The sequence below is a fragment of the Nocardiopsis lambiniae genome (assembly GCF_031845465.1).
Lineage (GTDB): Bacteria > Actinomycetota > Actinomycetes > Streptosporangiales > Streptosporangiaceae > Nocardiopsis > Nocardiopsis lambiniae.
Map to the genome: position 1 here is coordinate 219,325 of NZ_JAVREP010000011.1, position 26,874 is coordinate 246,198.

Here is a 26,874-nt window from a genome sequence, read left to right on the forward strand (position 1 = left end):
TTCAGGGGATGAGGACGATCTTGCCCGAACCCCGCGCCTCCAGTTCGGCGTGGGCGTGGGCCGCGTTGGCCAGACTCATCAGCCGGGGCTCGGGCAGCACGATCCTCCCCTGGGCCTGCGCGTCCAGCAGGGCGCGCAGCACCTGCGGGGTCCGGGCGCCCGGCCCGCCCGAGGAGAACCGCACCCCCAGCTCGCCCGCCGCGTCGTCGGCCAGGGTGACGATCCGCTCCGTGGTGCCGCCGCGCAGCGCGATCGCGTCCGGCAGAACACCGTGTCCGGCCGCGTCCAGCACCGCGTCCACCCCCCGCGGCGCGACCTCCCGCACCCGGTCGGCCAGCCCCGCGCCGTGGACGACGGGCACCGCGCCCAGTTCCCGCACCCGGTCGAGGTTCGCCTCCCCCGCGGTGCCGATCACGGACACCCCGTCGGCGACCGCCAACTGCGTCGCGATCGCCCCCACCGTGCCCGAAGCGCCGTGGACCAGCAGCGTCTCGCCCTCACGGGGCGCCAGCTCCCGCAGCGCGCGCGACGCCGCCTCCCCGGCGACGGGCAGCGCCGCCGCCTGCGCCCAGTCCAGTTCCTCGGGTTTGACCGCGTAGACCTCCATCAGCGCGCATTGCGCGTACCCGCCCTCCACCGCCCAGCCCGCCACCGCGTCGCCCACGGCGACGTCGAGGACGCCCTCGCCCAAGGCGTCGACCACGCCCGCGACCTCGGCGCCCAGCCCTGTGGGCAGGGTTTTGAGCCGCATCGCGCCCGATCGCACCTTGGCGTCGAACGGGTTGACCCCGGCCGCCCTGACCGCCACCCTCACCTGTCCGGGGCCCGGTACGGGCTCGTCGGTCTCCACCACGGTCAGCACCGACGGGTCGCCGTACTCGGCGAAACGGACAGCGTGCATCGGCTCGTTCCTCTCATCCCACGGGCCCCACCGGGTCCCCTACCCTCTTGCCCATCCCTTCCCCGTCCCGAACGAGGTGACATGGCCCCCCTCGCCCAGCGCGCCCTGGCGGCGATCGACCGGTTCAACGACGCCCACCCGTGGGACCACAACGCCCACTACCACCGGTGGATCCTCGATCGTCTCCCCGAACGGGCGGGCCTCGCCCTGGACGTGGGCTGTGGCGGTGGCGACCTGGTACGGTCCCTGGCCGACCGGGCCGACGAGGTGGTCGGCCTCGACGCCGACCCGCGCATCGTCGACCTGGCCCGGCGGGCCACCGACCCCCGGGCCGGGATCTCCTTCCGGGTCGGCGACGCCGCCGCGGACCTGCCCGCGGGGCCCTTCGACGTCATCACCTGCGTGGCCGTCCTGCACCACCTGCCGTTCGCCCCGACCCTGGAGCGCCTGCGCGACCGTCTGGTCCCCGGCGGCGTCCTGGTGGTGCTGGGCGTGCACCGGTCGGCCCTGTTCACCGACCACCTGATCGACGCGGCGGCCGTCCCCGCGAACCTGGCCGTGGGGCTGTTCCGGGGCCGGGGAGGCCCCGTGTCCCGACCGACGTCGATGACCGCGCGCACCGCCCCGGCCGCCATGACCCTTGTGGAGATCGCCCGGGAGGCCGGACGGGCACTGCCGGGTGTCCGTCTTCGGCGTCACCTGTTCTGGAGGCACTCCCTCGTATGGCACGCCCCGGTGTGAACCGTTCCCGAACGGTGCACGGTCGTTCCGCCCACGCGGCGTGTGACGAAAACCAGTGGCGCACCGGCGTGGGAAAGTTGCACAGTTCAACCGGAAAACGCACTTTTGACAGGAAACTGGGAAGAGAGCCACCCGTGCGCTGGACCGTCCACTCGGAGCGCCCCCTCTACACCGACCCGTGGTTGGACGTGCGCGTCGCCGACGTCGAACTCCCCGACGGCCACCGCTTCGATCACCGCCTGATCCGCCGCCCCCAGGGCGCCGGCGCGGTGATACGCGACGGCGACCGGGTGCTGCTGCTGTGGCGGCACCGGTTCATCACCGACACCTGGGGTTACGAGGTCCCCATGGGCGGCGTGCACGAGGAGGAGGACCCGCGTGAGGCCGCCGCCCGGGAGGCCGAGGAGGAGACGGGGTGGCGGCCCCGCACCCTCGAACCGCTGTTGCGGGTGCAGCCCTCCAGCGGCCTCACCGACAGCGAGCACCACGTGTTCGTCACCGACGACGCCGAGAAGGTGGGCGAGCCCACCGACGCCTGGGAGTCCGAACGGATCGAGTGGGTGCCGCTGGTGCGGGTCCCCTCCCTGATCGAGCAGGGGCTGATGGTCAGCGCCACCACGGTGAGCGCGCTGCTGTACCTGCGGGCCCTGGCCCCGGAGTGAGGGTCAGTCCCACCAGAAGGACCAGGTCTCGTCACCGAGGAGCGACTCGGCGTAGGCCTCCAGGCTGCCCGCGCCCTGCCAGACGTTGTCCGGGCACAGCGCGAAGTGCTCGGCGGCCACCCGCAGCGCCCGCTCCCGGTCGGTGACCACGGCCGCCGTGCTCAGGACCAGGGTGTCGAACCCGGCCATGATCAACCGGGCACCGAATCGGCGTTCCCAGTCGGCCAGGACCGCGGAGATCGCCTTGACGTCGATGCCGTGGTTGACCGCACCGGCCCAGCCGATGACGCTCAACGCCTCGGCCCCGGAGGCGGCCCGCACCAGGCCCAGGCGGGGGTTGGGCCGTTCCACCAGCCATTCGGCGTTACGGTCGGCGATCTCGTCGGGGTCACCTGCCAGGGGCGTCTCGGGAGCCGGACCGGGCCACGCGATGTCGTGGGGGGCGGTGACGGCGAGCCGCGCCGCCGGGACGAGATGGTCGTACTCCTCCTCGACCTCGGTGGAGCCGCGCCAGGCCTCGGCCAGCACCGTCTCCGCGTCGTGGTCGGCGATCGCCCCCTCCTCGGACGGGACCAGCTCTCCGGTCTCCCAGGGGCGGTCGCCGTCCTCGTCGCTCATGGAGGTCAGAAGCAGCGGCCACCATCCCGAGGTCGCGTGGGCGGCGCGCAGCCGCTGCCACAGCCCCGGAGGCGCGGTGCCGTCACTGATCCACATCACGGCCTCGCCGCTCTCGGAGAGCGCGGGCCTGCCCGGCGGGAGTTCGACGGGGATGTCGGCTCGGGGGTCCATGGGGGTCCTGCCTTCCTTCTTGGGTCTGCACTGGTCGTTCGTGAGATCGGTGAGCCCGGGGGCTTCGGGTACGGCTGCCATGGGTGCGCCCGCGCGACGGCCGTGTGCCCGTCTCTCGGCGGTCCAGGTGGCTCGATCCGGCCGTCGGACGTCCTCTTCCCGCTGCGTCCGTGATCGGATCACGCCGGCAGGCTATCGATCTTCGGGGCCGAATCCGTCCTCAAGGCACCGAACGGATCCGTCGGTGTCGGCGGTGATGGCGGCCCGCACCCGGCGGACGATCCTGGCGGGGAGAACGTCGCCCAGGGCGTCCGGGGCGACCCACGCCCACGACGCGAGTTCCCTCTCCGGCAGGCGGATCCGCGCGCCCTCGGGGAGTGCGGCGGCGAACACCCGGTGGACCGGGTCGCCGACCCGGTCCACCACCAGTGGACGCCCCACCCGGGCCAGGACCCCCAATTCCTCGTACAGTTCGCGCGCGCAGGCCTGCCGGGGCGTCTCCCCCGCCTCGATGACCCCACCGGGCAGGGTCCACGGCGCTTGGGGCCTGTAGGTGCGCTCCACCAGCAGCACCCGACCGGACGCGGAACGGATGAGCGCCCCGGCCGACCCCGATTCCACGACGATCACGGCGTCGGTCCCGCCCCTCTCCTGAAGTGAACAAAGAGGCTTCTTTTCTCATGTTCGGTGTTCTCGTGACCGATGGGATGCATGAAATCCTCCAGATCGGACAGGGGATGGGGTGAGAACCACGATCGAGGAGGTCGAGATGACCGAGGACAACAAGGCGAAGAACAAGTTCGACGAGGCCAAGGGCAAGGGCAAGGAGAGTCTCGGCAAGGCCACCGGCAACGAGCAGTGGCAGGCCGAGGGTAAAACGGAGAAGACCACCTCCAAGCTCAAGCAGGCCGGAGAGAAGGTCAAGGACGCCTTCACCTCGGACGACGAACCCCGGTGAGGACGGCGCGCTCCCGCCGCCCCAACGCCCATCGACTCACGGGCCCCGACCGGCACCTCGCCGGTCGGGGCCCGTCACGATGTCGCCCGTCCACCGTCGCGCGCCTCTGAGACCCTTCCGGGGACGGACGGGCGGGGCGCACCGCGGCAGAGCGGGCACCCGCGGAACACGCCTCACCCGCGCGAGGTGAGGTCGTCCTCCACCAGCAGGCGCTCGGCGGTCTTCTCGTAGCCCAGCAGGCGGTTGACCTCCAACATCGCGGTGTTCTCCCGGTTCAGGGTCACCACCATGGCCTGTACGTGCGGGAAGTTCTCGTGCACCCGCAGGGTCTGGGTCGCCTTGACCCGACTGGCCAACCCCCGCCGTCGGTGGGCGGGCAGCACCGCGGTGTCGTGCTGGTCGGCGACGGGACCGCGGGTGACGGTGCACACCGTCGCCGCCACCACCTGGTCGGAGGTACGGTCCACCACCGCGCCCACCAGCAGTCGCGAGCCGTCCTCGGTCATCCTCAGTTCCCAGGCGCGCACGTCTTGCGGCCCCCACCGGCGCGGCTCCTCCTGGAAGGCGGCCCCGGGGGCGTCCAGCAGGTGGTCCATCACCCGGCCGAACGACGGCAGCAGCGGCTCGGGCGCCCTCCCCACCCAGTGGGTGATCCGGTACCCGCGCCTGGGCGTGCACGCCAGGCGCCGGCAGTGCCGGAGGGTCTCATCGTCGAAGGGCTGCACCTGGAGTTCCAGGTGCAGCAGGGTGCGCAGGTGGGGGCTGGTGCGGGCGAACGCCTCCCCGGCCCGGCCCGCCGGGACGGTGCTCTGCAACCGGCTCATGCCCTCGGCGCGCGCCCGTGCGGACGCCTCGGACCGCAGCCGGGTGCCCATGCCGTTGCGGCGGGCGGAGGCCTCCACGAACAGGCGCAGGAACCCGATGCCCGCGTCGTGGGGCTGGCGCCGTAGTTCGGCGGTGCCCAGGATCGGGCCCTCGGCGTGCATACGGCCAGCCCACCGCCAGGCCCGCCCGGCGCGCCCTCGGCCGAGCCGCTCGGCCAGTTCGTCGGCCTCGGGTGCGCTGCCGGACAGTTCGCGTCGCCCCGTCACATGGGCCGCGCTCCAGGCCGCCAGCTCGGCGGGGGCGGCAGTGAGGGGATCGAAGACCTCCACCACAGGACTCACGCGTCCACCGTTTCACATCGGCCGCCCTCTTGTCCCGTTGAACTCCTCCTCTCCGGTGAGGAGGGGGAGCCCGACCCCACCATGGGGGCGGTGCCGCTCACGCGGGTCGCCGCACGGTGGTGGTCCTCCGGGTGAGGAAGCCGCTCAACGACCGCACGTCGCCTTCTCGACGGGGCGCTCCGCGCCCCGGGGCAACGGGGCAACGGGCCCGAGAAAACCGGTCGCGGACATCGGGTGCGGCGGGCAGGGTGGAGGCGTCCCCCACTCCGGAGAGGAGTCCCGTTGGACGAGCTGTCCGTGCGCGCCCTGGCCCGGTGGGTTGCGGTGGCCGGCCCCCAAGGAACGCCCCTGGTCACCACGGCGCCCCTGACCGTCGCCGCCGTCCCGGCTTCGGGCCTGTGCCCGCCGGGCTGGTGCGGGATCGTCCACCTGGACGGTGTCACCCTGGCCACCGCGCCCGACCCCGGCACCGCGCGCACGCTGCGCGCCGCCCTGTCCGTGCTGTCGCCCCGAGAGCACACCGACCCCGGTGCGGTCGGGCGCGCCCTGACGGAGGTCCGGTTCCCCGGCCCCGACGCCTCACCGGTGGTGGAGGTGCTCGGCCCCGCCGCCCTGGCCTACCTGGCCCCGGGCGATCTCCTCCCCGCCCATCACGGTGCTCCGGTGAGCACCACGGGCTCCGGTGCCCCCGGGATCGGGGACCTGTTGGAGCGGGTCGGCCCGCGGGAGGCGGGGGAGAGCGGCCTGGGCGGTCCGGGCGTCCCCGTGTCCGTGCTGAGGGAAGGGGATCGCGTGGTGGCCGCCGCCGGGTACGTCCGCCAAGGCGGGCGCACCGCCCACCTGTGCGTGCTCACCGACACCGACCGGCGCGGCCGTGGCCTGGCCCGAACGGTGGCCTCGGCGGCCACCGCCCGCGCCCTGGCCGAAGGGCTGCTGCCCCAATGGCGGGCCCGTCCGCCGGCGTCGAGGGCGGTGGCCGCCTCCCTGGGCTACCGCACCCTGGGCGCCCAGCTGAGCCTGCGCCTCACCCCGCCCCCCGGTCCGCCGCATCCGTGAATCCGGGGAGCCGGGCAGGAGCCGGACACGTCCAAGGACCGAACCCGCGCCGCGACCGACCGGAGGCCGCATGACCGTGGAGAACGCCGCCTTCTCCCTGCCGCTCGCGGTGGCCTTCGCCATCGTCCTCGGGCCGCTCTTCGACGGCATCGTCCCGGGGGTCGCCCTGGGGGTGGCCACGGGCTCGGCCTTCGGCGCCGGCATGTCCGCACGTTCCAAGGGAAGCGATTCCCGAACCCCGGGGCCCGAAAACCCCGGGCGCCCCGGTCTTCCCGCCGGATGTCCGGATACTCCATGATGTCCGGATGGACACTCACCGTCACATCGAGGCGCTGGCCGCGGAGGGCCGTCTCCTCGCCGACGCCGCCCGCCGGGCCGGGTTCCACGCCCCCGCGCCGACCCGTCCCGGGTGGACGGTCCGCGACCTGCTCGGCCGCACCGGCCGCGTGCACCGCCGGGCCGCCGCGCACGCGGCCTCCGGCAACGGCGGCCCGGCCGTGGAGGGCGAGGTCGCCCGGGGCCGCTCGCCCCTGCCCGCCGACGAGCCGTACCGGGTGCCGTGGGACCGGTCGGCCTCCGGCCCGGAGGTCTTCTCCGGCGATCCGCGCGCCCCGCGCCCGTGGCGGGACCCGGCCAGGGTGCGCCGGAAGGACCGACCCGACGTGTCAAAGAACACATCGACCCCGCGTCCACCCGTGTTCACCTGTGCCTACGGTGTTCTCACCGAAGTCGGGGGCCTGGGGTGAGCCCACTGTTTCCCCCGTGTTACGGCGCGACATGTTCAGGCAACGCGGCCTTCCTACCTTCGGTTTTGTCAGTGGAAACCGAAAAGGAAGGCCCGGTCGTGACCCCCGAGACAGGCCGCCGCGCATCGCGCACGAGCAAGAGCTGGATCTCCCACTGGGACCCCGAGGACGAGACCTTCTGGAACGGTGAGGGCCGCCCCGTCGCCCGCCGGAACCTGTGGGCCTCCATCGCCTCCGAGCACATCGGTTTCTCCGTCTGGAGCATCTGGTCGGTGCTCGTGCTGTTCATGATCCCGGAGAACGGCTTCTCCGCCACCCCCGAGCAGAAGTTCCTCCTGCTGTCGGTGGTGACCTTCGTGGGCGCGGTCCTGCGCGTCCCCTACACCCTGGCCGTCCCCGCCTTCGGCGGTCGCAACTGGACACTGGTGTCCACCGCGCTGCTGCTCCTCCCGACCATCGCCGCGTTCTTCCTCATCCAGAACCCCGACACGCCGTTCTGGCTGCTCGTGGTGCTGGCCGCCACCGCCGGTCTGGGCGGCGGCAACTTCTCCTCCTCCATGGCCAACATCAACGCCTACTTCCCCGAGAAGGAGAAGGGGTGGGCGCTGGGTCTGAACGCCGGCGGCGGCAACATCGGCGTGGCCACCGTGCAGCTGGTCGGCCTGGGCGTCATCGCCCTGTTCGCCACCAGCGCCGGGTACCTGGTGCCGCTGTTCTACCTGCCGCTGATCCTGCTGGCCCTGGTGTGGTCGTGGCGGTCCATGAACAACCTGACCCAGGTGCGCAGCGACGTGCGCGGTCAGATGGCCGCCACCGGTGACCGCCACTTCTGGATCATGTCGCTGCTGTACATCGGCACCTTCGGATCCTTCATCGGCACCGGGTTCGCGTTCGGGCTGCTGTTGCAGGCCCAGTTCGGGCTGGCCCCGGTCCAGGCCGCCGGCATCGCCGTCCTGGGTCCGATCATCGGCTCCCTGATCCGGCCGGTGGGCGGCCGTCTCGCCGACTCCCTGGGCGGGGCCCGCGTCACGCTGTGGGTGTTCTGCGCGATGGCGCTGTGCGCCGGTGTCCTGGTCCTGGCCGTCCAGGCCTCCCAGCTCGCCCTGTTCATCGGCGCGTTCGCCGTGATGTTCACCCTCACCGGCCTGGGCAACGGCTCCACCTACAAGATGATCCCGTCGATCTACGCGGCCAAGGCCGAGGACGCGATCGCGGCCGGGGAGCCCCGCGAGGAGGCGCTGGCCCGCACCAAGCGGATCTCCTCCTCCATGCTCGGCCTCATCGGTGCCGTCGGCGCCCTGGGCGGGGTGGGCATCAACGTGGGCTTCCGCGAGTCGTTCGCGGCGTTCGGCACCACCGCCCACGCCTTCGCCGCCTTCGGCCTGTTCTACCTGATCTGCGCGACCGTCACCTGGGGCGTCTACCTGCGCCGCCCCCGCATCGACGCGGTCGCCGCCCCGAGCACCGCCGTGGAGACCGCGAACCGATGACCACCACCCACTGCCCCTACTGCGCGTTGCAGTGCGCCATGAGCCTGGAGTCCGGGCCGGACGGTCGCCCGGCCGCCCGCCCGGCCCCCTTCCCCACCAACCGTGGCGGACTGTGCCGCAAGGGGTGGACCTCCGCCGAGGTCCTGGGCGTCCCCGACCGACTCACCCGACCCCTGCTGCGCAAGGACCGCACGGAGGACCTGGTCGAGGTGGACTGGGACACCGCCCTGGACCACGTCGCCGAGCGCCTGCTGGCGCTGCGCGCCGAACACGGCCCCGACGCCGTGGCCGTGTTCGGCAGCGGGGGGTTGACCAACGAGAAGTCCTACACCCTGGGCAAGTTCGCCCGTCTGGCCCTGGGGACCTCCCAGATCGACTACAACGGCCGGTTCTGCATGTCCTCGGCCGCTGCCGCCGGCAACAAGGCGTTCGGTCTGGACCGGGGCATGCCCTTCCCGCTCACCGACGTGGGCTCCTCGAAGGTGGTGCTGTTGGCCGGCGCCAACCCCGCCGAGACCATGCCGCCGATGATGGGTCACCTGTCGGCGCCCCGCCTCATCGTCATCGACCCGCGCAGGTCGGCCACCGCGCAGGTCGCCCTCGACAACGGCGGCCTGCACCTGGCCCCCCGCCCCGGCACCGACCTGGCCCTGGCCCTGGGGTTGTCGCACCTGATGGGCGCGCGCGGCTGGATCGACCGGGACTACCTGGAGGAGCGCACCACCGGGTTCGAGCGGGCGTGGGAGCACGCCGCGGCCTGGTGGCCCGAGATCACCGAACAGGTCACCGGGGTACCCGCCGTCGCGCTGCGCGAGGCCGCCGACATGCTGGGCGCCGCCGCCCGCGAGCACTCCGCGTACATCCTCACCGGACGCGGCAGCGAACAGCACGCCAAGGGCACCGACACCGTCTCGGCCTGGATCAACCTGGCCCTGGCCCTGGGCCTGCCCGGCCGTGAGGGGTCGGGGTACGGGTGCATCACCGGGCAGGGCAACGGCCAGGGCGGGCGCGAGCACGGCCAGAAGGCCGACCAGCTCCCCGGTTACCGCCGCATCGACGATCCGGCCGCACGCGCCCACGTCGCCTCCGTGTGGGGGGTGGACCCCGACACCCTGCCCGGGCCGGGCCGGTCGGCGTTCGAACTCCTCGACTCGCTGGGGGAGGGCGGCGGCCCCCGCGCCATGCTGCTGTTCGGGTCCAACCCGGTCGTCTCGGCCCCCGACAGCTCCCGGATCCGTTCCCGGCTGAACTCCCTGGACCTGTTGGTCACCGCGGATTTCGTCCTGTCGGAGACCGCCGCCCTGGGCGACGTGGTGCTGCCCGTGGCCCAGTGGGCGGAGGAGTCGGGCACCATGACGAACCTGGAGGGGCGGGTGCTGCGCCGCAACCGCGCCCTGCCCCCGCCCGAGGGGGTGCGCACCGACCTGGAGGTACTGGCCGCGTTGGCGGTGCGCCTGGGGCAGCCGGTCGACCGGTTCCCGACCGAGCCCGACACCGTCCTGGCCGAGCTGGGACGGGCCACCGCCGGGGCCCCGGCCGACTACTCCGGGGTCACCCCCGAGCGGCTGGCCTCCGGTGAGGCCCTGTACTGGCCGGTGCGCGCCGGGGCCGAGCCCACCCCGCGCCTGTTCCTGGACGCCTTCGCCCACCCCGACGGGCGGGCCCGTCTCGTTCCGGTCGCCCACCGGCCGCCCGCCGAGGTGACCGACGAGGCCTACCCGCTCATCGCCACCACGGGCCGGTTGATGGGCCACTACCAGTCGGGCGCCCAGACCCGCCGCGTCCCCGAGCTCGCCGGCGCCGAACCGGAGGTGTACGTGGAGGTGCACCCCGACACCGCCGCCCACGCCGGGCTGGGGGAGGGCGACCTCGCCGCGGTGACCTCCCGCCGGGGCGTCACCCGGGCCCGGGTGCGGCTGACGCCCACCGCCCGCCTGGACACCGTCTTCCTGCCCTTCCACTACGCCGGGGAGCAGGCCGCCAACAACCTGACCAACCCGGCGTTGGACCCCACCAGCCGCATGCCCGAGTTCAAGGTCAGCGCCGTGCGCCTGGAACCGGCCCGTTGAACCCGTCCCGCACCCGTCCCCGCCCGGCCGACGCCGTCCGGCGCGACACCCCACCCGTAGGAGGCAGCTGTTGAACACCGTGCAGGGTGCACGCCGGATCGTGGTCGTCGGCAACGGCATGGTCGGTGCCCGCTTCGCCGAGGAGACCGCCCGCCTGGATCCGCGGGGGGAGCGGGTCCACGTCACCGTCGTGGGCGCCGAACACCACCCCGCCTACAACCGGGTCCTGCTCTCGGGGATGGTCGCGGGTGACTACACCGCCGACCAGATCCGACTGCCGGTCCCCGACACCCCCGGCGTCACGGTCCGCACCGGGCTGGCCGTCGTCTCCCTGGACACCGCCGGGCGCACCGTCACCCTGGACGACGGCACGGCCCTGGAGTACGACGAGCTGGTGCTGGCCACCGGTGCCCGTGCCGCCTTCCCACCGGTCACGGGGGTGTCCGCACCCGACGGGGCGCCGGGGGAGGGGGTGTGCGCGCTGCGCGACCTGGACGACTGCCGGCGGCTGTTGGCCCTGGTGCGGCCGGGGGCGCCCGTGGTGGTGCTCGGCGGCGGTGTCCTGGGGCTGGAGGCGGCCCGCGGATTGCAGAGCCGGGGCGCCCGGGTGTCGGTGGTGGAGTCCTCGCCGTGGATCATGCGCCGCCAGATCGACCGGCCGGCCGCCGACATCCTGCGCCGTCGCTATGACGCCCTGGGCGTGCGGGTGCACTCCTGGCGGGTGGCCTCGCGGTGGATCCCCGGGACCGGTCTGGAGCTGGACGACGGCCGGGTCCTGCCCGGCGACGCCCTGGTGGTGACGGCCGGGGTGCGCGGCAACATCGAGCTGGCCAAGGACGCCGGGATCGAGGTCGAGCACGGGATCCTGGTCGACGACACCCTGTCCACCTCCGATGCCCGTGTGCACGCCGTCGGTGACTGCGCCCAGCACCCGGGGGGCGGCGCCGGGCTGGTCCAGCCCGGATGGGAGCAGGCGGGTGTGCTGGCCCGCCGGTTGACGGGGATCGAGCCGCAGGCCCTCTACGGCGGGTCGCGGCCGGTGACCAGGCTCAAGGCCGAGGGGATCGAGCTGACCGCGTTCGGCGAGGTGCACACCGACGACAACGACGAGGACCTGGAGACGCTCACCGTCAGCGACCCGCACGGGGGGCGGTACGCCAAGTTGGTGGTGCGCGAGGACCGGTTGGTGGGGTCGGTGCTGCTCGGGTTCCCCGAGGCGGCGGCGACCCTGTCGCAGTTGCACGACACCGGCGCTCCGGTGCCGGCGGACCGGTTGGCGCTGCTTCAGGGCGCCGTGCCCGCGCCCGCCGGGCAGGAGGCGGGGGCGCAGGCCGCGCCGGTGGTGTGCCGGTGCAACGCGGTCACCCGCGACGATCTGGAGCAGGCTTGGCTGGACGGGGCGCGAACGCGCGAGACGATCGCCGCGGCCACCCGCGCCACCACCGGGTGCGGCGGATGCGTGCGCGACGTCAACGCCCTGTTGTCGGGGTGGGACGACAAGTCCCCCGTCGGCTGAGACCCGGCGGCGGCCCCGATCCCCTTTCCGGGGCCGCCGGCGTGGGCACCGGCCGGGGCGTGTCGCCACGGGCGGGCGGGGCCGTGCCCCACGGGGAGGATCACCACGCGGTGGGACACGGCGGAGGCGATGAGCGCGCCGCGCGGGCGGGCGTCCCTCCGGATCCGGCCCGGGGCTCAGGTCGCGATGACCGCCAGCACCGCGCACACCGACGCCGCCGTCGAGGCCAGGGTGCGCAGGTGGTTCCAGCGCACCCACACCGGCTCGAAGTCGGCGCGCACCGCCGCCGGGTCGTTCAGGCGAGCGGGGGCGCCGGTCCGGTCCAGGGCGTTGTTGCGCGGCACGTTCACCGCGAACGTGACCACCAGCGTCACCACCATCAGGGCCAGGGCCGCGCCCGCCCACCAGGCGGCCTCCGTGCCTCCCGCCGCCCAGTGGAGCACCGTCTGCGCCAACGCCATCGCGGGCGCGCCGATGAACACCACGGCGAAGAAGGGGTTGATGATGGCGACGTTGATCTTCTGCATCGCCTCGATCATGACCCTGTCATCGGTCCGTGCCAGCCCCGGCATCACCGCGATCGAGAAAGCGAAGAACAGGCCGGCGAACAATCCCGCCAACACCACGGACATCACCGGCACCACCGCGTACACCATGCCCGCCATCAACCGGTCACCCCGTGCCCTTTTCCCGTGTTCCGCGCAGTACCTGGGCGGATTGTACGCTCCTTGCCGCCGGGCCCACCACGGCCGGAATGCCTGAAAAAATCGGCGATATCCCTCATATGAACCCCGGCGGGGAGGCGTTTCTCCTCACTGTTGCGCGAATATGAACACGGAAAGTCACCCATATACCCCTTTTCCGGAACCTCGTCGCGCTATACCGTCGGGTAATGTGCTCCTCCCCGCTCGTGGGGCGCGAGCGGGAACGACGACGGCTGCGCGCGGCGACCGCCCCCGGGACCCTCACCCTCCTGGCGGGGGCGGCGGGCACCGGCAAGACCCGCCTGGTCCGGGAACTGCACGACCTCCCCGGGCCGACGGTCCTGACCGGCCACTGTCCGCCCGGTGCCGAACCGTTCCCCTTCGCGCCGCTCATCGAAGCCCTGCGCCGGATCACCGTCCCCGGCGGCCTCAACCCGCTGTGCGGCGCCCTGCGCACCCTGCTGCCCGAACACGCGGACCACCTGCCCCCGGCCCCGGAGCCCGCCGCCGACCCCGCGGCCGAACACCACCGGCTCTACCGCGCCCTCACCGAACTCCTCGACGCCCTGGACCCGACCGTCCTGGTCCTGGAGGACGTCCACTGGGCCGACCCCGCCACCCGCGACCTGCTCGCCTACCTCACCCCCCGCCTGCCCGCCCACCTGGCCCTGGTCCTGACCTACCGCCCCGAGGACCTGCCCCGCTCCTTCCCCGTCGCCGCTCTGGCGGCCCGCACCCCGCCGGGCGTCCGCCACCACGAACTCACCCTGACCCCCCTCACCCGGCACGACCTGCGCGTCCTGGCCGGGCGCACCCTGACCGGGACCGACGTCACCGCCGACGACGCCCGCCGCCTGCACACCTGGACCGGCGGCCTTCCCCTGGCCGCCGTCGAGACCCTGCGCGCCCTCGCCGAACACCCCGGCCCCGGCACCGCGATACCCGAGAGGCCGCCCGTCCCGCCCTCCCTGCGCGACTGGATCCTGGACCGCCTGCGCGCCCTGGACGGCGACGCCCGCCGCCTGGTCCGCGCCGCCTGCGTCCTGGGCGAACCCGCCACCGAGCCCCTCCTGGCGCACGTCGCCGAACTCACCCCCGCCCGCGCGGACAAGGCCCTGTCCCGCGCCTGCCGTCACGGCCTGCTCACCCCCGCCGGACCCGCCGCCCTCACCGCCGCCACACCACTGCTCGCCCACGTCTGCAACACCGCACTGCCCCACGGCAAACGCCGCCGACTGCACCGCGTGGCCTTGGCCGCCCTCTCCCGCCTCCCCGAACCACCCCACCCCCGCCTGGCCCACCACGCCCGCGAGGCCGGGCTCCTCGACGAGTGGACCGACCACGCCGAACGCGCCGCCGACATCGCCCTGCGCCAGGGCGAGGACTGCGCCGCCGTCGCCCTGCTGCGCGACGCCCTGACCCGCCCCGACCTCGCCACCCGCCGGCGCCGCGACCTGGCCCTCAAACTCGGCCGTGCCGCCGTCAGCGGCATCTCCGTCGAACAGACCATCGACCAGCTCCGCGACGTCCTCGCCACCCCGGGCCTGCCCGCCACCGAACGCGGCGAACTGCGCATGGGGCTGGGCCTGCTCCTGCTCAACCAGGCCGCCCGGAACCGCACCGCCCGCGGCGAACTCGTCCGCGCCGCCGCCGAACTCGCCGACCGGCCCGACCTGGCCGCCCGCGCCATGTGCGCCCTGGCGGTCCCGCGCAGCACCCCCGACTCCGTCGACACCCACCGACGCTGGATGGAACAGGCCCTGGCCGCCGCCGGGCGCAGCCACGACACCACCGTCGCCCACAGCGTCGTCGTCAACCACGCCACCCTGCTCGCCCAGATCGGCGACCCCGCCGCGTGGAAGGTCGACCTGCCCGCCCCGGGCGCCTCCTTCGACCCGCCCACACCCGACGCGCTGGCCCGCCGCAGGGAGTTCGCCCGCGGTTCCCTCAACCTCGCCGACGCCGCCGTCATGCTGGGCCACTACGACCGCGCCGACCGTCACCTCGACGACGCCGCGACCTGGTCGGGCGCCGACGACGCCCCCTACGTCCACGAGAGCGTGCGCGCCCTGCGTCTGACCCTGGACTGGGCCCGCGGACACTGGCGGGGGCTGGCCGAGGAGACCGAACACCGCCTCGACTCGCCCCGCCTGGCCCACTTCCCCTCGGTGACCGCCGAACTCGACATCCTCCGCGCCGCACTCGCCCTCGCCCAGGGCGAACCCGCCCTGGCCCGCACCCACCTGGCCCGGGTCCACCCCTGCCGCGACCGACCCGACGATCCGCCCCGACCCGACCACACCGTTCCCGTGCGGGCCTTCGCCGCCGGTCTCATGGCCCGCCTGGCCCTCGCCCGGGGTGAACCCGCCCGCGCCTGGGAACACGTGGAGGACCTGGTGTCCCTCATCGCCGCCAAGGGCATCTGGGTGTGGGCCGCCGACCTCGTCCCGGGCATGGAGGCCCTGCTCGCCTGCGGGCGCGAGGCGATCGCCCGCGACCTGTGCGTGCGCCTGCGCACCGGGCTGCGCGGCACCGACGCCCCGGCCGCCGCCACCGCCCTGATCCGTTTGGAGGCCGCGCTCGCCCACCGCGACGATCAGCATGACAGGGCCCTGCTGCTGTACGCCGAGGCCGAGGCGGGCTACCGCGCCATGCCCCGCCCCTACGACGCCGCCCAGCTCCGCGAGGCCGCCGCCCACGTCCACTTCGCCCGCCCGCGCGACGAGGGCGTCGAGGTCGGCCTCACCTCCCTGCACACCGCCCTGAAGGAGTACACCGAACTCGGCGCCTCCTGGGACGCCGCCCGGGTGCGTCGGCTGCTGCGCGCCCACGGCGTCATCACCGGGTGCGCCACCGTCACCCGCCCCCACCGCGACGGGCGACTCTCCCCCCGGGAAGGGGAGATCGCGGCCCTGGCCGGGCAAGGCCGCACCAACCGGGAGATCGCCGTCCTGCTGCACCTCTCGCCGCGTACGGTGGAGACCCACGTGGCCAACGCCCTGTCCAAACTGGGGTTGCGCTCACGCCGCGACCTGGCGGCCCCCGCCCCCGACGGCGACCCTTCCCCCGCCCCGGGCCCCTGAGGAGACCTCCCCCGGGATGACCGCACGAGCGATCACGACGACCTGCGCCGCCGTGGCGTTGAGCCTGCCGTCGACCTCCTGCGGCCTGATCCCCGGGTGGGGCACGGGAGAGGACCCGCCGACCGGCCCGGCCCCTCCGACGAAGCCGGCGTCACCGACCACCGCGACCTGCCCGGAGCAGGGGCGGGGTCTCGATTCCGGCGAGCGCCGGGTCCGCGCACCCGCCGTGCTCTCCCGCTGCGACACCTGCGTGGACGTCATGCGGCGGGGGTGGCTGCTCTGCGTCCGCAGGTGGGGCAGGGGACGGCGATGGGGTGGCCGTCGGGGGTCGGGCGGATGAGGGTGCGGTAGCGGGGCGAGGCCTTGTCGGGGTTGCAGTGCGCGTTGTCGCATTTGGGGACGGAGAACCGTTCGTCGATGTCGGGTGGGCCGAAGAGTCGTTCGATGAAGCCGCTGCGGCGGGGTGCGGTATCGGGGTGCTGCGGGGGCCGGTCGGGGCGGGTACGGCAGCGTTGGCCGCACAGGGTGCAGGTGCCGCCGGGGGTGTTGCGGATGGACGGGTGGTCCGGGCAGGTGTCGGCGGCCCTGCCCTGGGAGTCGAGGGTGAACTCCGGCGGAGGGGAGAAAGCGTCCTGGCTCTGTCGGGGGTGGGGCAGGGTGCGCAGCAGGGCTCTGGTGTTCCAGTCGCGGACGGTGGTCGGGGAGGCCAGGCGGGCGCGCAGGGCGGCGAAGGGCCGTTGGGTGTGCTCCCAGCCGGTGAGCGCTCTGGTGAGCTCGTCGACGGTGACGCCCCTGGCGCGCAGGTCGGCCAGGCGGGCGGCGAGCAGGCGCCGGTCCTGGCGGGGGTGGTGGAGGGCTCCGTCCGGGATGCGGGCCAGCAGCTCCAGTGCCCACGAGGCGATGTCGGGGGAGATCCGTTGGCGCGGGGCCGGTGGCCCTGTGGTTGCGCGCTCGCGGATCGGATCCGGAGAGGGGTCGCTGGGGCAGGGGTCATCAGGGGAAAGGTCTGTGGGTCGATCTGACCTGTCGCGAGGGGTCGGCGTGGACCGTCGCGGGGGTTCAACCCGACCTGTCGTCGTGGCGGCCTGGAGGTCGGGCCGGTTGTCGGGGGTGAGGGGCTCCTCACCCAGGCGGGCGCGGGCCTCGTTGATCTCCTCCAGGACCGCCGGCGCGTGGCGGGTGAAGGCGTCGGCGGGGATGAGCAGTTCCAGGACGTCGGGGAGGTTGTCGGCGCGGCGCCGCCCGATGTCCAGGTCGGCGGCGAAGAACGCGGGCAGTTCCGAACGCGGGAGTTTGCGGACCACCCCCGCGTCGACCAGGTCCCTGATGGCGCGTTTGGCGGTGGAGCGGCTGAGTCTGCCGCAGGAGCGTTCGACCAGGGTGTCCAGGTACAGGAAGCACCAGCGGCCGTCGCGGTCGGCGGCGTCGGCGATGATCGAGGCGACGGCGAAGGCCGCGAGGCTGGGGAACACGTTGCCGCGGAAGGCGTCGCAGACCCAGATGGCCGGAATGAACCCGATGCCGTCCATCGCCCCCCGGGGGCGTTTGCGGGGGATGGGGGCGGGTATCCGGCCCCGGTTTTTGACGTGCGCGATCGGGGGACTAGGATTCATGCCTAGCCGCCTTCCTTGGTCTAATTGGGTAGGACGGTCGGTCAGGAGCCGTCGTGGTGTGGTCGCACCAGGCGGCTCCGAATTTTTTTCCGTGGGTTTCACGCCGCGGATTGTGTTCGTGTGTGCAGTCTAGGGCCGGTCAGAGGGCCTTGAAGCCCGAATGCGCCACTTTTTCGTTCGTCTTTTCGAGTCGCGAATCATTTTTTTGGACAATGTCCGAATATGTGAAGATGGACGGCAATGGGCACGTTTTCTGCCAGGCCGAACAGAGGTGGCAGGCCACGTTCTCCCAGGTCAAACGGCTCTTCTTGTACATGAGGGCATCCGTGGCCCTTCCCCTGTCGGCGGCGGTCCACGAGACGCCTGCCGGTGCGCGCCGGTGACCTGTGATTTCAGTGGCGGGTGGTCGGCGGTGGCACAGATATTCAGAGGGTCGTCCATTCTGACCGGAACAGGACAAAGACGAATGAAACCCCATCGGGCGGATAGGGGTTTCCGAGGTGGCCGCGAGCGAGCATCACCCCCAAGGAGCCCCTGATGATCGAATCCGTGTTTCACACACGGGACATCCCCCCGACGGAACGGCTGGGGTACTGGCAGGACTGCGTCGCCAGGACGCACGCCCCCCTGGTGCTCAGCAGCGACGAACCCGAAACGTTCCAGGCCTATCAGAAACTCCTGGACCTGAACGGGGTCCTGCTCTGGCCCAGCATCTTCCGGCCCGTGGTCTTCACCAGGACACGGCCCCTCATCCGGGGCTCGGACCCGGAGAACCTCCACCTCTCCTTCATCTTCCGCGGACGGCTGGAAGGCGATTTCGGCCGCACGGCGATCGACGTCGGAACGAACGAGATCAGCGTCATGGACTCCTCCACCCCTTTCTCCATACGCGCCTGCCGCGGACACGTGGAGCAGCACGGGATCGGACTGGAGATCCCCAGGTCCCGGCTGCCGCTGCCCGCGAGGTATGTGGACCGGATCGCGGGAACGAGGTTCTCGGCCGCCTCCGGGTACGGAGCGCTGGCCAAGAACTTCCTGCGCACCCTGGTGAACGACCCGGCGCCCCACGGCCCCGGCGACGTCGACCGCCTCTCCACGGTCCTGTGCGACCTGCTCTCGGGCATGTTCTCCCAGGCGCTGGAGGCCGAGGACCTGCTGCCACCGGAGACGCGAAGACAGACGCTCCTGCTGAGGGTCAAGCGCTTCATCGACGACCGACTGCGCGATCCGGAGCTGAGCCCCTCCACGGTGGCCACCGCCCACCACGTCTCGGTCCGGTACCTGCACCGGATCTTCCAGGAGGAGGGCGGCACCGTTTCCGCGTGGATACGCGAACGCCGACTGGCCCGTGCCCGCCACGACCTGGAACAGGAGGCCCTGGCGCACGTTCCCGTCTACCTGATCGCGAAGAAGTGGGGGTTCTCCAGCGCCTCGGTGTTCAGCCGAGCGTTCCGCGATGCCCACGGCGTCTCACCCAAGGACGTGCGCCCGGGACGCGCCGCCGACGCGATCCTTGACCTGGAGCGCACGGTTCCTTGACATTCGTCGACGTGGCCCCCGGACGTTCCTAACGTCGGGAGGGACCGATACCCCCTCCCTCCTGGAGAAGCAGCATGCGCAACCTCAAAAGCGTGTTTCCCCGGGCCGCCACGGTCCTGTCCGTGCTCGCGGTCACCCTGACCCTGGCCGTGGCCCCTGCTTCCGCGCACAGCCTGGACCAGGCCGTCCGCGCGCCCGCAGGGTGTGCCTGGCTCAGCGGTGGCTACAGCGCCCTCCACTCCTCCGCGGTCACGACCCCCGCGGGGACCAGGTACGGAACCGTGTACCTGCTGTGGAGCAACACCTACCGCCAGAACTGCGTGGTCACCCTCAAGACCTCCTTCCACGGCACGCCGACCTGGACCACGAGCACCCTCTGGCTCCAGAACGGCTCGCGCTACCGGGAGCAGGGGAACTACGGCCACTTCGCCAGCACCACGGCCGCAGCCGCGGGAGTGTGCGTCGCCTATTGGGGCACCATCAGCAGCACCCCGGGGAGCACCGGGGGCATCACGGCCTCGGGCGGCCGTCTCGAATACGACAACTGCAGCTGATCCCGGCCCGGGGTCGCTCCGGGTCGGGTTCCTCTTCCGAGGCTGGGAGCATCCCCGGGGGTGGGCGCACACCAAGGTGTGCGCCCACCCCCCAACCGACGTCGGAGGGCTGGACGGTGCGCCCGTCGGAAGGAGACCCCTCGTGCGCAGATCCAAAGGGGCGAGACTGGCAGAAGCCGTTGATCGAGTGATCTGTGTTCTTCGGGGCTTCCACCGCTCTTGTCACTGTGTGTGGTCGCTGGGAGCGTACCGGTTCCAGATCCCTCCCACTGGCTCACCGGTGGGCGGCGAGCCGGGAGCACCTCTGGCCTCCTCGCGTGGGCGCTGTTACTGTCGAAGCAACGACCTACCTGATCCCCAGGGGAGTCCGCGCCGTTCGGCGTGCTCGATTCCCGGAGGTAGGCATGTTCTCGATCAATGCCCCAGGTCAGTCCACCACGCTGTGGGACATGGTCGACGGCCCAATGCCGCGCGGGCTGCTGGGCGCCGGTGACCCCGATGTACACGTGATCGACGACGTCCCGACGATGTACCTGGGCGGCTTCTCCACGACGTTCCGCAACCGTCTCTACCGTGCGCGTCTGGCCCCCGGTCAGGCCCTGGACAGCGGACGGTGGGTGTTCGACACCGACGCGCGCGGCCGGGTGAGGCCGCTGGTCGTGGATCCTCCCCGTGACGGATGGGATCGCGCGGGGATGCACACGCCCTCGTTCGTGCCCGGCGTCGACGGCCACCCGCCGCGCCTCTACTACACCGGGCGCGCCTCGCTCCAGCACTACGGAACCCGCAGCAGCTACGCGATCGGGGTCCTGGAGTACCGCGAGGGACGGTGGGAGCGCCGTGCGGAGCCCGTCTTGTGCGGCAGCGCGCCCCGCATGAGCGTTCTGGAACCTCTCGTGGTCCATGACCGGGGCCGCTACCTGATGTGGTTTCAGGCGAACCCGAACGAGATCGGACCGGGCGAGCTGCCCGACTACGAACTCCGGGTCACCGAGAGCACCGACGGGATTTCATGGTCGCCGCCGAAGGTCTTCGCGGGGGCCGAGGAGGGGTTCTTCGACAACGCCGTCCACCGCGTGGGCGACCGGTGGGTCATGGTGCTGGCCCGGGGATCGAATCTGCATAACACACCGAACTTTCCCGACCAGGGCCTGTGGATCACTACGGTCGCCGAGCTCGTCCCGGACCGGTCGGGGTGGACGGCCCCGGTGCGGGTGCTGGACACCGGTCGCGCGGATACGCCGGGGTGGATGGCGCGTGGTGTGTACGGGCCCGCACTACACGCGCTGGAGGCTGCCGGAGAGGCGGTGCTGATGTACACCGCCGTCAGGGCCGCTCCGAAGTGGGCCGTGTTCAACGTGCACCGACTGCTACGGGGCAAGCGCCCAGTCGTGCCCTCCCCCTTCTATCTCGCGGTAGGGCAGTCGCGGCTGACGGCCCTGCCCCGCAGCACGGGCGGGTGAACGCCTCAATCACTATGAGGCTGTGATCAGCACCGATGTCTCACGATCCCGACTATGGAACAGTCCTGCCCATGGGGCCGCTTCGAGAGCCGGGTCCATCCGAGACGCGGGGTCATCGACGCCCTGGGGTGAGGACCGGAGCGGCGTTCGCCAAGGGCGGCCGTGAAAGCTACGGGGTGTGGCCCAGAGCGACGAGCCGGGGACGCCGCCGGCGTCCCGCGCGGTCCGCGCGTACCTGTACGTGTGCTTCTTCCACCCATTCGAGGATGGGAACGCGCGGTCAGCGGCCGGTGATCTCCGCGCGACGGGCCCGGTCCCGCAGGTACCTCTCCTCGACCCGGTCGGCCGTCAGGTCGACCGCCCGACGGTACGCATCCGCTGCGGCCTCCCCGTCGCCGGTCATCTCCAGCAGGTGGGCGCGGACCGCGAGCTGTCGCCGCCGGGTCAGCGGATCCCGGTCCACCCCGTGGCGTCGGTTGAGGTCGTCCAACAGGGCAAGACCCCGATGCCGCCCGTAGGCACGGGCCACCGCGACCACCCGGCTCAGCCGCACCGGAGCGGTCGGGGCGAGCCTTTCCAGCCAGAGGTACGGCGTCGCTATCCGGGGCCAGTCGGTCTCCTCCGGTGCTCCGGCGGTGGCGTGCACGGCGGCGATCGCCGCCTGCAACCGGTACGGGCCCACCTCCCGGCGGTCCCGGGCGGCCTCGATCAACCCGGTGCCCTCGCGGATCAGCCCGCGATCCCACAGCGTCCGGTCCTGCTCGTCCAGCGGCACCAGCACATCGTCATCGCCGACGCGTGCGGCCCGCCTCGATCCGGTGAGCAGCATCAGCGCGAGAAGACCGGTCACCTCGGCGTCGTCGGGCCGAAGCGCGTGCAGCATGCGGGTCGGCCGGATCGCCTCACGGCTCAGGTCGACGCGGACCAGGTCGTCGCCCGCGCCGGCCGTGTGACCCTCGTTGAAGATCAGGTAGAGCACCTGCGTCACGGCGGCCATCCGGTCGTCCCGGTCGGCGTCGGTCGGCGGGGCGAAGCGAACTCCCTCTCGGGCCAGGCGTTGCTTGGCGCGGCTGATGCGCGTCCCCATGGTCGCCTCGGTCGTCCCGTACGCGCGGGCGATCTCGACCGTGGTCAATCCGCCCACCGCGCGCAGGGTGAGCGCCACCTGCGAGGTGGTGCTCAACACGGGGTGGCAGCACAACAGCACCAGGGTGAACGGCGGCACCGACCCGAATCCGCCGCCCAGGCGGTCGGCCATGCCGTTCGACTCCCGGCCGTGTCCGCTTCCGTCGTGCCGGGGCGGACAACGGGCGCCACCGGCCCGGCGTCTCGGGTCGGACGCGCGTCGAGGGGCGGGCGGACGGCGCACATCGAAAACCCTCTGAACAGGGCGAATGCCGATCTATCCTGTTGATACCGTTTCCTCCACCTTTCAGGGGGCACCGGTGCGCTATGAACGCTTCCTCGAAGGCACGGCGCTCCGCGCGCAAGGCGAAGGCAGACGGTGAACGCGCCGGTCGGCAGGCGGCCCACAGCAGATCGCTCCGGATCCTGGCCGGCATCGGGTACGCCGCCAGGGGCCTCATCTACCTCATCATCGGTTACATCGCCCTGCGGATCGCCTTCGGTGACTCCGGCGGCGAGGAGGCCGACAATAGCGGTGCCCTCCAGATCATCGCCCAGGGTGAGGTCGGGACGATCCTCCTGTGGGTGGTCGCCGTGGGCCTGGCAGCCCTCACCCTGTGGCAGGTCCTGCTCGCCCTGCTGGTGAAAGGCGACGCCAAGAAGCGCCTCGCCGGCGCGGTGCGGGCCGCCACCTGCGCGGCGCTGACCTTCGCCATCGTCACCTTCCTGCTCGGCCGGGGCGCTCCGGAGAGCCAGGACAGCCAGGCCGAATCGCTCACCGCCCAGCTGATGTCGCTGCCGTTCGGCCGCTGGCTCATCGCGCTCATCGGTCTGACCCTCATCGGCGTCGGCTGCTATCAGATCTGGAAGGGCGCGACCCGGCGCTTCACCCGCGACCTCACCTTCGACGGCGCCTCCCGCACCGTGCGCACGGCGGTCGTGTGGATCGGCACCGCCGGCATCATCACCCACGGCCTGGTCCTGGGCACCGCCGGCGTCTTCTTCGTGCAGGCCGCCTGGACCTTCGACGAGGACGAGGCCCAAGGACTGGACGGCACCCTGCGGTCCTTCTCCGAGACGCCCGTCGGCCCCTACGCCCTGGTCGCGGTCGCCGTCGGCGTGGTCCTGTACGGCGTCTACTGTTTCTGCCAGGCCCGCTGGCAGCGCGACTGATCCACCTCACACGGGACGTCTCCGGCGGGGAGGACGCCTTCCCGGAGCCGATGGACGGCGGCGTGCCCACCGCAAGGGAGATCAGCGGCGGTCGACCCGTCGACAGTGAGTCCACCTCAAGGGGTGCGGGTCCGAGACGCCCGGTCCCGCCTACCGTGCGGGTTCGGTCCGCGCGCCGCCGAACACCTCCTCGACGAGCCTTCGAGTCGCCTTCTGGAACGCCTCCGCCAGGGACATGTCGGCGTCGTCCACGTAGTTCAGCGAGGCGGTCAGGGTCCTACCGCCGTCGGGCGAGCAGTACATCAGCCCCGCGTGGCCCGCGATACCGCCGTTGTGGGTGATGACGGTGCCGCCGTCGGGGCCCGCTTCCTGTACGAACACGCCCAGGCCGTAGCCGCTCTCGGGGTGCGGATCGCACATCTCGGCCAGCAGCGGGGCCGGCAGGAGCCCACCCCCCACCAGCGCGGAGATGAACGTGTGCAGGTCCTGAGTGGTCGAGATCATGTCACCGCCGCTGGAGATCCAGGAGGGGTTCTGGCGGGTGACGTCGACCGTCTTCTCCCTGCCGTCCTCCTCGTACCGGTAGTAGGCGTGGGCGTGCGGTTCGGGGACCTCGGTCTCGGTGCCCGGGACCACCGTGCCCGAGAGGCCCAGCGGCTCCAGGATCAGACGCCGCATCTCCCCGGCGAGCGAGCGACCGGTGACCTTCTCGATCAGCAGCCCGGCCAGCACGTAGTTGGTGTTGGAGTAGCTCCAGCCCGCGCCCGGCTCGAACCGTGCCGGCTTCGACAGCGCGAGTTCCACCAGTTCCTGCGGTCGGTAGGTCGCGAACCGACGGTCCACCCACTCCCGGCCCGCCCAGGTGATCCCCGGCGCGTACGTCCCGTCCTCGTAGTACTCACCGGTGAAGTTGAAGATCCCGCTGGTGTGCTGCAACAGCATCCGCACCGTGATCCGCCGGTCCAGTCCGAACCCGGGCAGGTGGTCGGCCACCGGGTCGTCCAGCCCGATCCCACCCTCGGCCACCAGTCGCAGCACCACGGTCGCGACGAAGGTCTTGGTGTTGCTCCCGATCCGGAACCGTCCGTCCGTCGGTGGCTTCGCGGCCTTGCCCGGCTCGGCCGCACCGGCGCTGCCGACCCAGGTGCCCCGCTCGTCGTGCACGCGCATCTGCACCCCGACGAAACCGAGATCGACGACCTCCTCGATGGCCTTCTGTAGTTCCGGGCGGTCCGGCCCGGCGGCGTCGGTGGCTCCGGTGGCCGCAGCGGTCGGCAGGGGGAGCCGGTCCTGGTCGTTGAGGTCGTTGGTCATGGTGGTGTGCTCCTTCGGAACCGCGGGGGAACGCGATGGGACGGACGGGATCGCCGGGCGCCGGCTAGAGGCCGCGGGCGGTGATGTCGCCGTGGGAGGTGGTCGCGTGGATGTTCAGGTCCGCCTCCGCGCCGTCGGTGTTGTTGAGCGTGTTGTGGATGCGGCCGTAGGAGGTGCCGGCGTCCAGGGACGCGGAGACCCCGGGGGCGGCGCCGACCGAGATCCGGCCGGACTCGGTGCGCAGCTCGACCGTGCCGCGCACGGCCTCGGTGATGTCGATGTCGCCCTTGTGGGTGCTGATCCGGGCGGGGCCGCCCAGGCGGCCGACCGAGACGTCACCGTCCAGGAGGCTGAGGTGCGCGCCCGCGGTCTCGTCGAGTTCGACCGAACCCTGGGCGGCTTCGAAGGCGATGTCTCCGAGGCGGCCGACGCCCCGGAACTCCGAGGTGGCGGCCTTGGCCTCGATCCGGGAACCGGCGGGCAGTTGGACGGTGACCTCGACGGATCCGGTGGGGCCGAAGAGCCGGTTCTCGGGCTCGGGGTCCTGGATCCGCAGGACCCCGTCGGCGTAGGCGACGGTGACCCGCTCGGCCGCCTTGACGTCGCGGCCCTTGGAGGCGTTGGCGGGCAGGACCCGGACCGTGGTGTCGGTCCGGTCGGCGGCGATGAGGTGGATGCGCCCGGCGGGGATCTCCAGGGCGGCGGAGACGGGGGCGGGGGTGTCGAACGTGTGCATGGCGTGCTCCTTCTCCTGTGGCGGGGCCGCTTCACCCCGCCGTTTCTGATGATGGAAACGCTACGTTGCATTCAAGGCTAGGGCAATATGTTCGTTGCGATTGACCTCTGTTTATGCAGGTGAAAGCCTTGAGATTGTTGCAATGGCTGTGAATCTAATGCAATGAACCAACTTTGCTCGTTGCAATAGATGGGAATTGAACGCTATGCTGGCCACACTGCGGACCATGGACCACGAAGGGGGACGCGATGCCGGGAGGCAGGCTCGACCAGGACGAACGCCGACAGATCGCATCGGGACTGGCCGAAGGCCTGGCCTACGCGGAGATCGCCAGGAGGCTGGAGCGCCCCACCTCGACGATCACGCGCGAGGTCATGCGCAACGGCGGTCCCACCGTCTACCGGGCCGACATCGCCCACCGCGCCACCGAACACCGTGCCCACCGCCGCAGGAAGACCGCGCCCCGGGGACAGGAGGCGCCCCGGCAGGACGACGGGCGCGACGCCGAGGCGGTGCTCGGGTTCGAGGAGGCGCTCACCACCGTCTTCGAGCAATCGGGGTTGCCCAGGATGACCGCCCGGGTACTGGCGTCGCTCTACACCACCGACGCGGGCAGCCTCACCGCGTCCGAACTCGTGCAGCGCCTACAGGTCAGTCCGGCGTCCGTTTCCAAGGCGATCACGTTCCTGGAGGGCCAGGGACTCGTCCGCCGAGAGCGCGACGAGGGCCGCCGAGAACGCTACTCCGTCGACGACGAGGTCTGGTACCAGTCGATGATCGCCAGCGCCCGTGCCCACGCCCGGCTCGTGGAGACCGTGCGACAGGGCGTCCTCGTGCTGGGCCCCACCACCCGGGCCGCCGCCCGTTTGGAAGGTGTCGCCCGCTTCGTCGACTTCGTCGGCGAGAGCATCGCACGCGCTGCGGAGCAGGCCCGCGAGATCTTGTACACCCAACCCGAAGCGGCCTCGGACGGCATCGCCGAGCCCGACTCGGACCGCGGGTAGGGGTCCTTCTCGACGACCGCGTCCGGTGGGGGAGTGGGACGGGTGGGCCCAAGGCCCCCTCCGGTCCGAGCGACCAGGTCGAAGCGCATCGCGCCCTCCTGGGCACCGGGGGCGGTGAGCCCTCGGATCTCGACCTGGCCAGGGCCCTCGATGAGGGTGGCGGAACCGGCTTCGGCGGCGGCCTCGGCGAATTGCCGCGCGCACGTGCGGACGGCCTCCTCGGGCCCTTGGACGTGGTGAGGGTCGTGAGTGGTGCGGCGGTGGGATCCCGGGCCCTGCTCGTGTTCCTTCGAGAGCGAGGGTGTCGGGGTGCGACATCGCCGCACCGGCTCGGTGGTGGTCCGGGGGATGCTCCTATGGATGTCAAGCGGCTTCAGCGAAGTCGTCCTGACACTGTTGCGCGGGAATGTTCTTCGAGGCCAGAACCCGGAAGACCTCCCGAGCCACGTACCGCTTCAAGCAACGCATGATG

24 protein-coding genes are annotated in these 26,874 nt (G+C 72.2%); 15 read left to right on the plus strand and 9 right to left on the minus strand.

From position 1 onward, the window contains the following. Position 1 precedes the first annotated feature (1 nt). Positions 2–901, minus strand: a complete 900-nt coding sequence (locus RM479_RS17895; RefSeq protein WP_311512859.1) for an NADP-dependent oxidoreductase — start codon at positions 899–901, stop codon at positions 2–4. Positions 902–982: 81 nt separating this feature from the next. Here RM479_RS17895 and RM479_RS17900 point away from each other — a divergent pair, with 81 nt between their 5' ends. Further along, positions 983–1,642, plus strand: a complete 660-nt coding sequence (locus RM479_RS17900) for a class I SAM-dependent methyltransferase (RefSeq protein ID WP_311512860.1) — start codon at positions 983–985, stop codon at positions 1,640–1,642. Positions 1,643–1,776: 134 nt separating this feature from the next. Further along, positions 1,777–2,304, plus strand: a complete 528-nt coding sequence (locus tag RM479_RS17905; RefSeq protein WP_311512861.1) for an NUDIX domain-containing protein — start codon at positions 1,777–1,779, stop codon at positions 2,302–2,304. Positions 2,305–2,307: 3 nt separating this feature from the next. Here the strand turns inward: RM479_RS17905 and RM479_RS17910 are convergent, their stop codons facing one another. Together RM479_RS17910 and RM479_RS17915 are read right to left on the minus strand one after the other, a co-directional pair. After that, positions 2,308–3,093, minus strand: coding sequence for a DUF4253 domain-containing protein (locus tag RM479_RS17910; RefSeq protein WP_311512862.1), 786 nt, complete (start codon positions 3,091–3,093; stop codon positions 2,308–2,310). A gap of 192 nt (positions 3,094–3,285) precedes the next feature. Then, entirely contained in the window at positions 3,286–3,723 is a 438-nt protein-coding gene (locus tag RM479_RS17915) for an NUDIX hydrolase (protein ID WP_311512863.1), read from the minus strand. A gap of 139 nt (positions 3,724–3,862) precedes the next feature. Here RM479_RS17915 and RM479_RS17920 point away from each other — a divergent pair, with 139 nt between their 5' ends. After that, a complete protein-coding gene (locus tag RM479_RS17920) occupies positions 3,863–4,051 on the plus strand; it encodes a CsbD family protein (RefSeq protein ID WP_311512889.1) in 189 nt (62 codons plus the stop codon). Positions 4,052–4,224: 173 nt separating this feature from the next. Here the strand turns inward: RM479_RS17920 and RM479_RS17925 are convergent, their stop codons facing one another. Continuing rightward, positions 4,225–5,217 (minus strand): GNAT family N-acetyltransferase, encoded by a 993-nt coding sequence (locus RM479_RS17925; RefSeq protein WP_311512864.1) that lies wholly within the window; start codon positions 5,215–5,217, stop codon positions 4,225–4,227. Between the two features lie 282 nt (positions 5,218–5,499). Here RM479_RS17925 and RM479_RS17930 point away from each other — a divergent pair, with 282 nt between their 5' ends. The 6 genes from RM479_RS17930 (at position 5,500) to RM479_RS17955 (ending at position 12,094) form a co-directional block, all read left to right on the plus strand. Beyond that, the gene (locus RM479_RS17930) at positions 5,500–6,273 is read left to right on the plus strand and encodes a GNAT family N-acetyltransferase (protein ID WP_311512865.1); all 774 of its coding nucleotides are present in this window, start codon (positions 5,500–5,502) and stop codon (positions 6,271–6,273) included. A 70-nt stretch (positions 6,274–6,343) separates the two neighbouring features. Next, a complete protein-coding gene (locus tag RM479_RS17935) occupies positions 6,344–6,571 on the plus strand; it encodes a hypothetical protein (RefSeq protein ID WP_311512866.1) in 228 nt (75 codons plus the stop codon). 7 nt (positions 6,572–6,578) lie between these two features. Continuing rightward, positions 6,579–7,019, plus strand: a complete 441-nt coding sequence (locus tag RM479_RS17940; RefSeq protein ID WP_311512867.1) for a maleylpyruvate isomerase N-terminal domain-containing protein — start codon at positions 6,579–6,581, stop codon at positions 7,017–7,019. Positions 7,020–7,117: 98 nt separating this feature from the next. Continuing rightward, entirely contained in the window at positions 7,118–8,509 is a 1,392-nt protein-coding gene (locus RM479_RS17945; protein ID WP_311512868.1) for a nitrate/nitrite transporter, read from the plus strand. Beyond that, positions 8,506–10,578 (plus strand): molybdopterin oxidoreductase family protein, encoded by a 2,073-nt coding sequence (locus RM479_RS17950; protein ID WP_311512869.1) that lies wholly within the window; start codon positions 8,506–8,508, stop codon positions 10,576–10,578. The genes RM479_RS17945 and RM479_RS17950 overlap by 4 nt, the downstream gene beginning before the upstream one ends. Positions 10,579–10,648: 70 nt before the next feature. Further along, positions 10,649–12,094, plus strand: coding sequence for an FAD-dependent oxidoreductase (locus RM479_RS17955; protein WP_311512870.1), 1,446 nt, complete (start codon positions 10,649–10,651; stop codon positions 12,092–12,094). A gap of 176 nt (positions 12,095–12,270) precedes the next feature. On the opposite strand, the gene RM479_RS17960 is transcribed toward RM479_RS17955, so the two are convergent. After that, the gene (locus tag RM479_RS17960) at positions 12,271–12,759 is read right to left on the minus strand and encodes an anthrone oxygenase family protein (protein WP_311512871.1); all 489 of its coding nucleotides are present in this window, start codon (positions 12,757–12,759) and stop codon (positions 12,271–12,273) included. A 227-nt stretch (positions 12,760–12,986) separates the two neighbouring features. On the opposite strand from RM479_RS17960, the gene RM479_RS17965 reads away from it, so the two are divergent. Beyond that, entirely contained in the window at positions 12,987–15,881 is a 2,895-nt protein-coding gene (locus RM479_RS17965) for a helix-turn-helix transcriptional regulator (protein WP_311512872.1), read from the plus strand. Between the two features lie 257 nt (positions 15,882–16,138). Here the strand turns inward: RM479_RS17965 and RM479_RS17970 are convergent, their stop codons facing one another. Then, complete coding sequence (locus RM479_RS17970; RefSeq protein WP_311512873.1) at positions 16,139–17,494, minus strand: hypothetical protein; 1,356 nt, start codon at positions 17,492–17,494, stop codon at positions 16,139–16,141. Positions 17,495–18,031: 537 nt separating this feature from the next. On the opposite strand from RM479_RS17970, the gene RM479_RS17975 reads away from it, so the two are divergent. From RM479_RS17975 to RM479_RS17985, 3 genes are all read left to right on the plus strand, one after another. Next, a complete protein-coding gene (locus RM479_RS17975) occupies positions 18,032–19,033 on the plus strand; it encodes a helix-turn-helix domain-containing protein (RefSeq protein ID WP_311512874.1) in 1,002 nt (333 codons plus the stop codon). A gap of 74 nt (positions 19,034–19,107) precedes the next feature. Next, positions 19,108–19,587: a hypothetical protein gene (locus RM479_RS17980; RefSeq protein ID WP_311512875.1), complete on the plus strand. Its 480-nt coding sequence runs from the start codon at positions 19,108–19,110 to the stop codon at positions 19,585–19,587. A gap of 404 nt (positions 19,588–19,991) precedes the next feature. Then, a complete protein-coding gene (locus RM479_RS17985; protein ID WP_311512876.1) occupies positions 19,992–21,050 on the plus strand; it encodes a glycoside hydrolase family protein in 1,059 nt (352 codons plus the stop codon). A 280-nt stretch (positions 21,051–21,330) separates the two neighbouring features. Here RM479_RS17985 and RM479_RS17990 read toward each other — a convergent pair whose 3' ends face one another. Then, entirely contained in the window at positions 21,331–22,308 is a 978-nt protein-coding gene (locus RM479_RS17990) for an RNA polymerase sigma factor (protein ID WP_311512877.1), read from the minus strand. Between the two features lie 194 nt (positions 22,309–22,502). Between RM479_RS17990 and RM479_RS17995 the strand changes: the two genes are divergently transcribed. After that, the gene (locus RM479_RS17995; protein ID WP_311512878.1) at positions 22,503–23,348 is read left to right on the plus strand and encodes a DUF1206 domain-containing protein; all 846 of its coding nucleotides are present in this window, start codon (positions 22,503–22,505) and stop codon (positions 23,346–23,348) included. 150 nt (positions 23,349–23,498) lie between these two features. Here the strand turns inward: RM479_RS17995 and RM479_RS18000 are convergent, their stop codons facing one another. Further along, positions 23,499–24,662: a serine hydrolase domain-containing protein gene (locus RM479_RS18000; protein ID WP_311512879.1), complete on the minus strand. Its 1,164-nt coding sequence runs from the start codon at positions 24,660–24,662 to the stop codon at positions 23,499–23,501. A gap of 64 nt (positions 24,663–24,726) precedes the next feature. Next, a complete protein-coding gene (locus RM479_RS18005; RefSeq protein WP_311512880.1) occupies positions 24,727–25,398 on the minus strand; it encodes a DUF4097 family beta strand repeat-containing protein in 672 nt (223 codons plus the stop codon). A 248-nt stretch (positions 25,399–25,646) separates the two neighbouring features. Here RM479_RS18005 and RM479_RS18010 point away from each other — a divergent pair, with 248 nt between their 5' ends. Beyond that, positions 25,647–26,402 carry a GbsR/MarR family transcriptional regulator gene (locus RM479_RS18010; RefSeq protein WP_311512881.1) on the plus strand — a complete coding sequence of 252 codons (756 nt, stop codon included), beginning with the start codon at positions 25,647–25,649 and terminating at the stop codon, positions 26,400–26,402. The last annotated feature ends 472 nt before the right edge of the window (positions 26,403–26,874 follow it).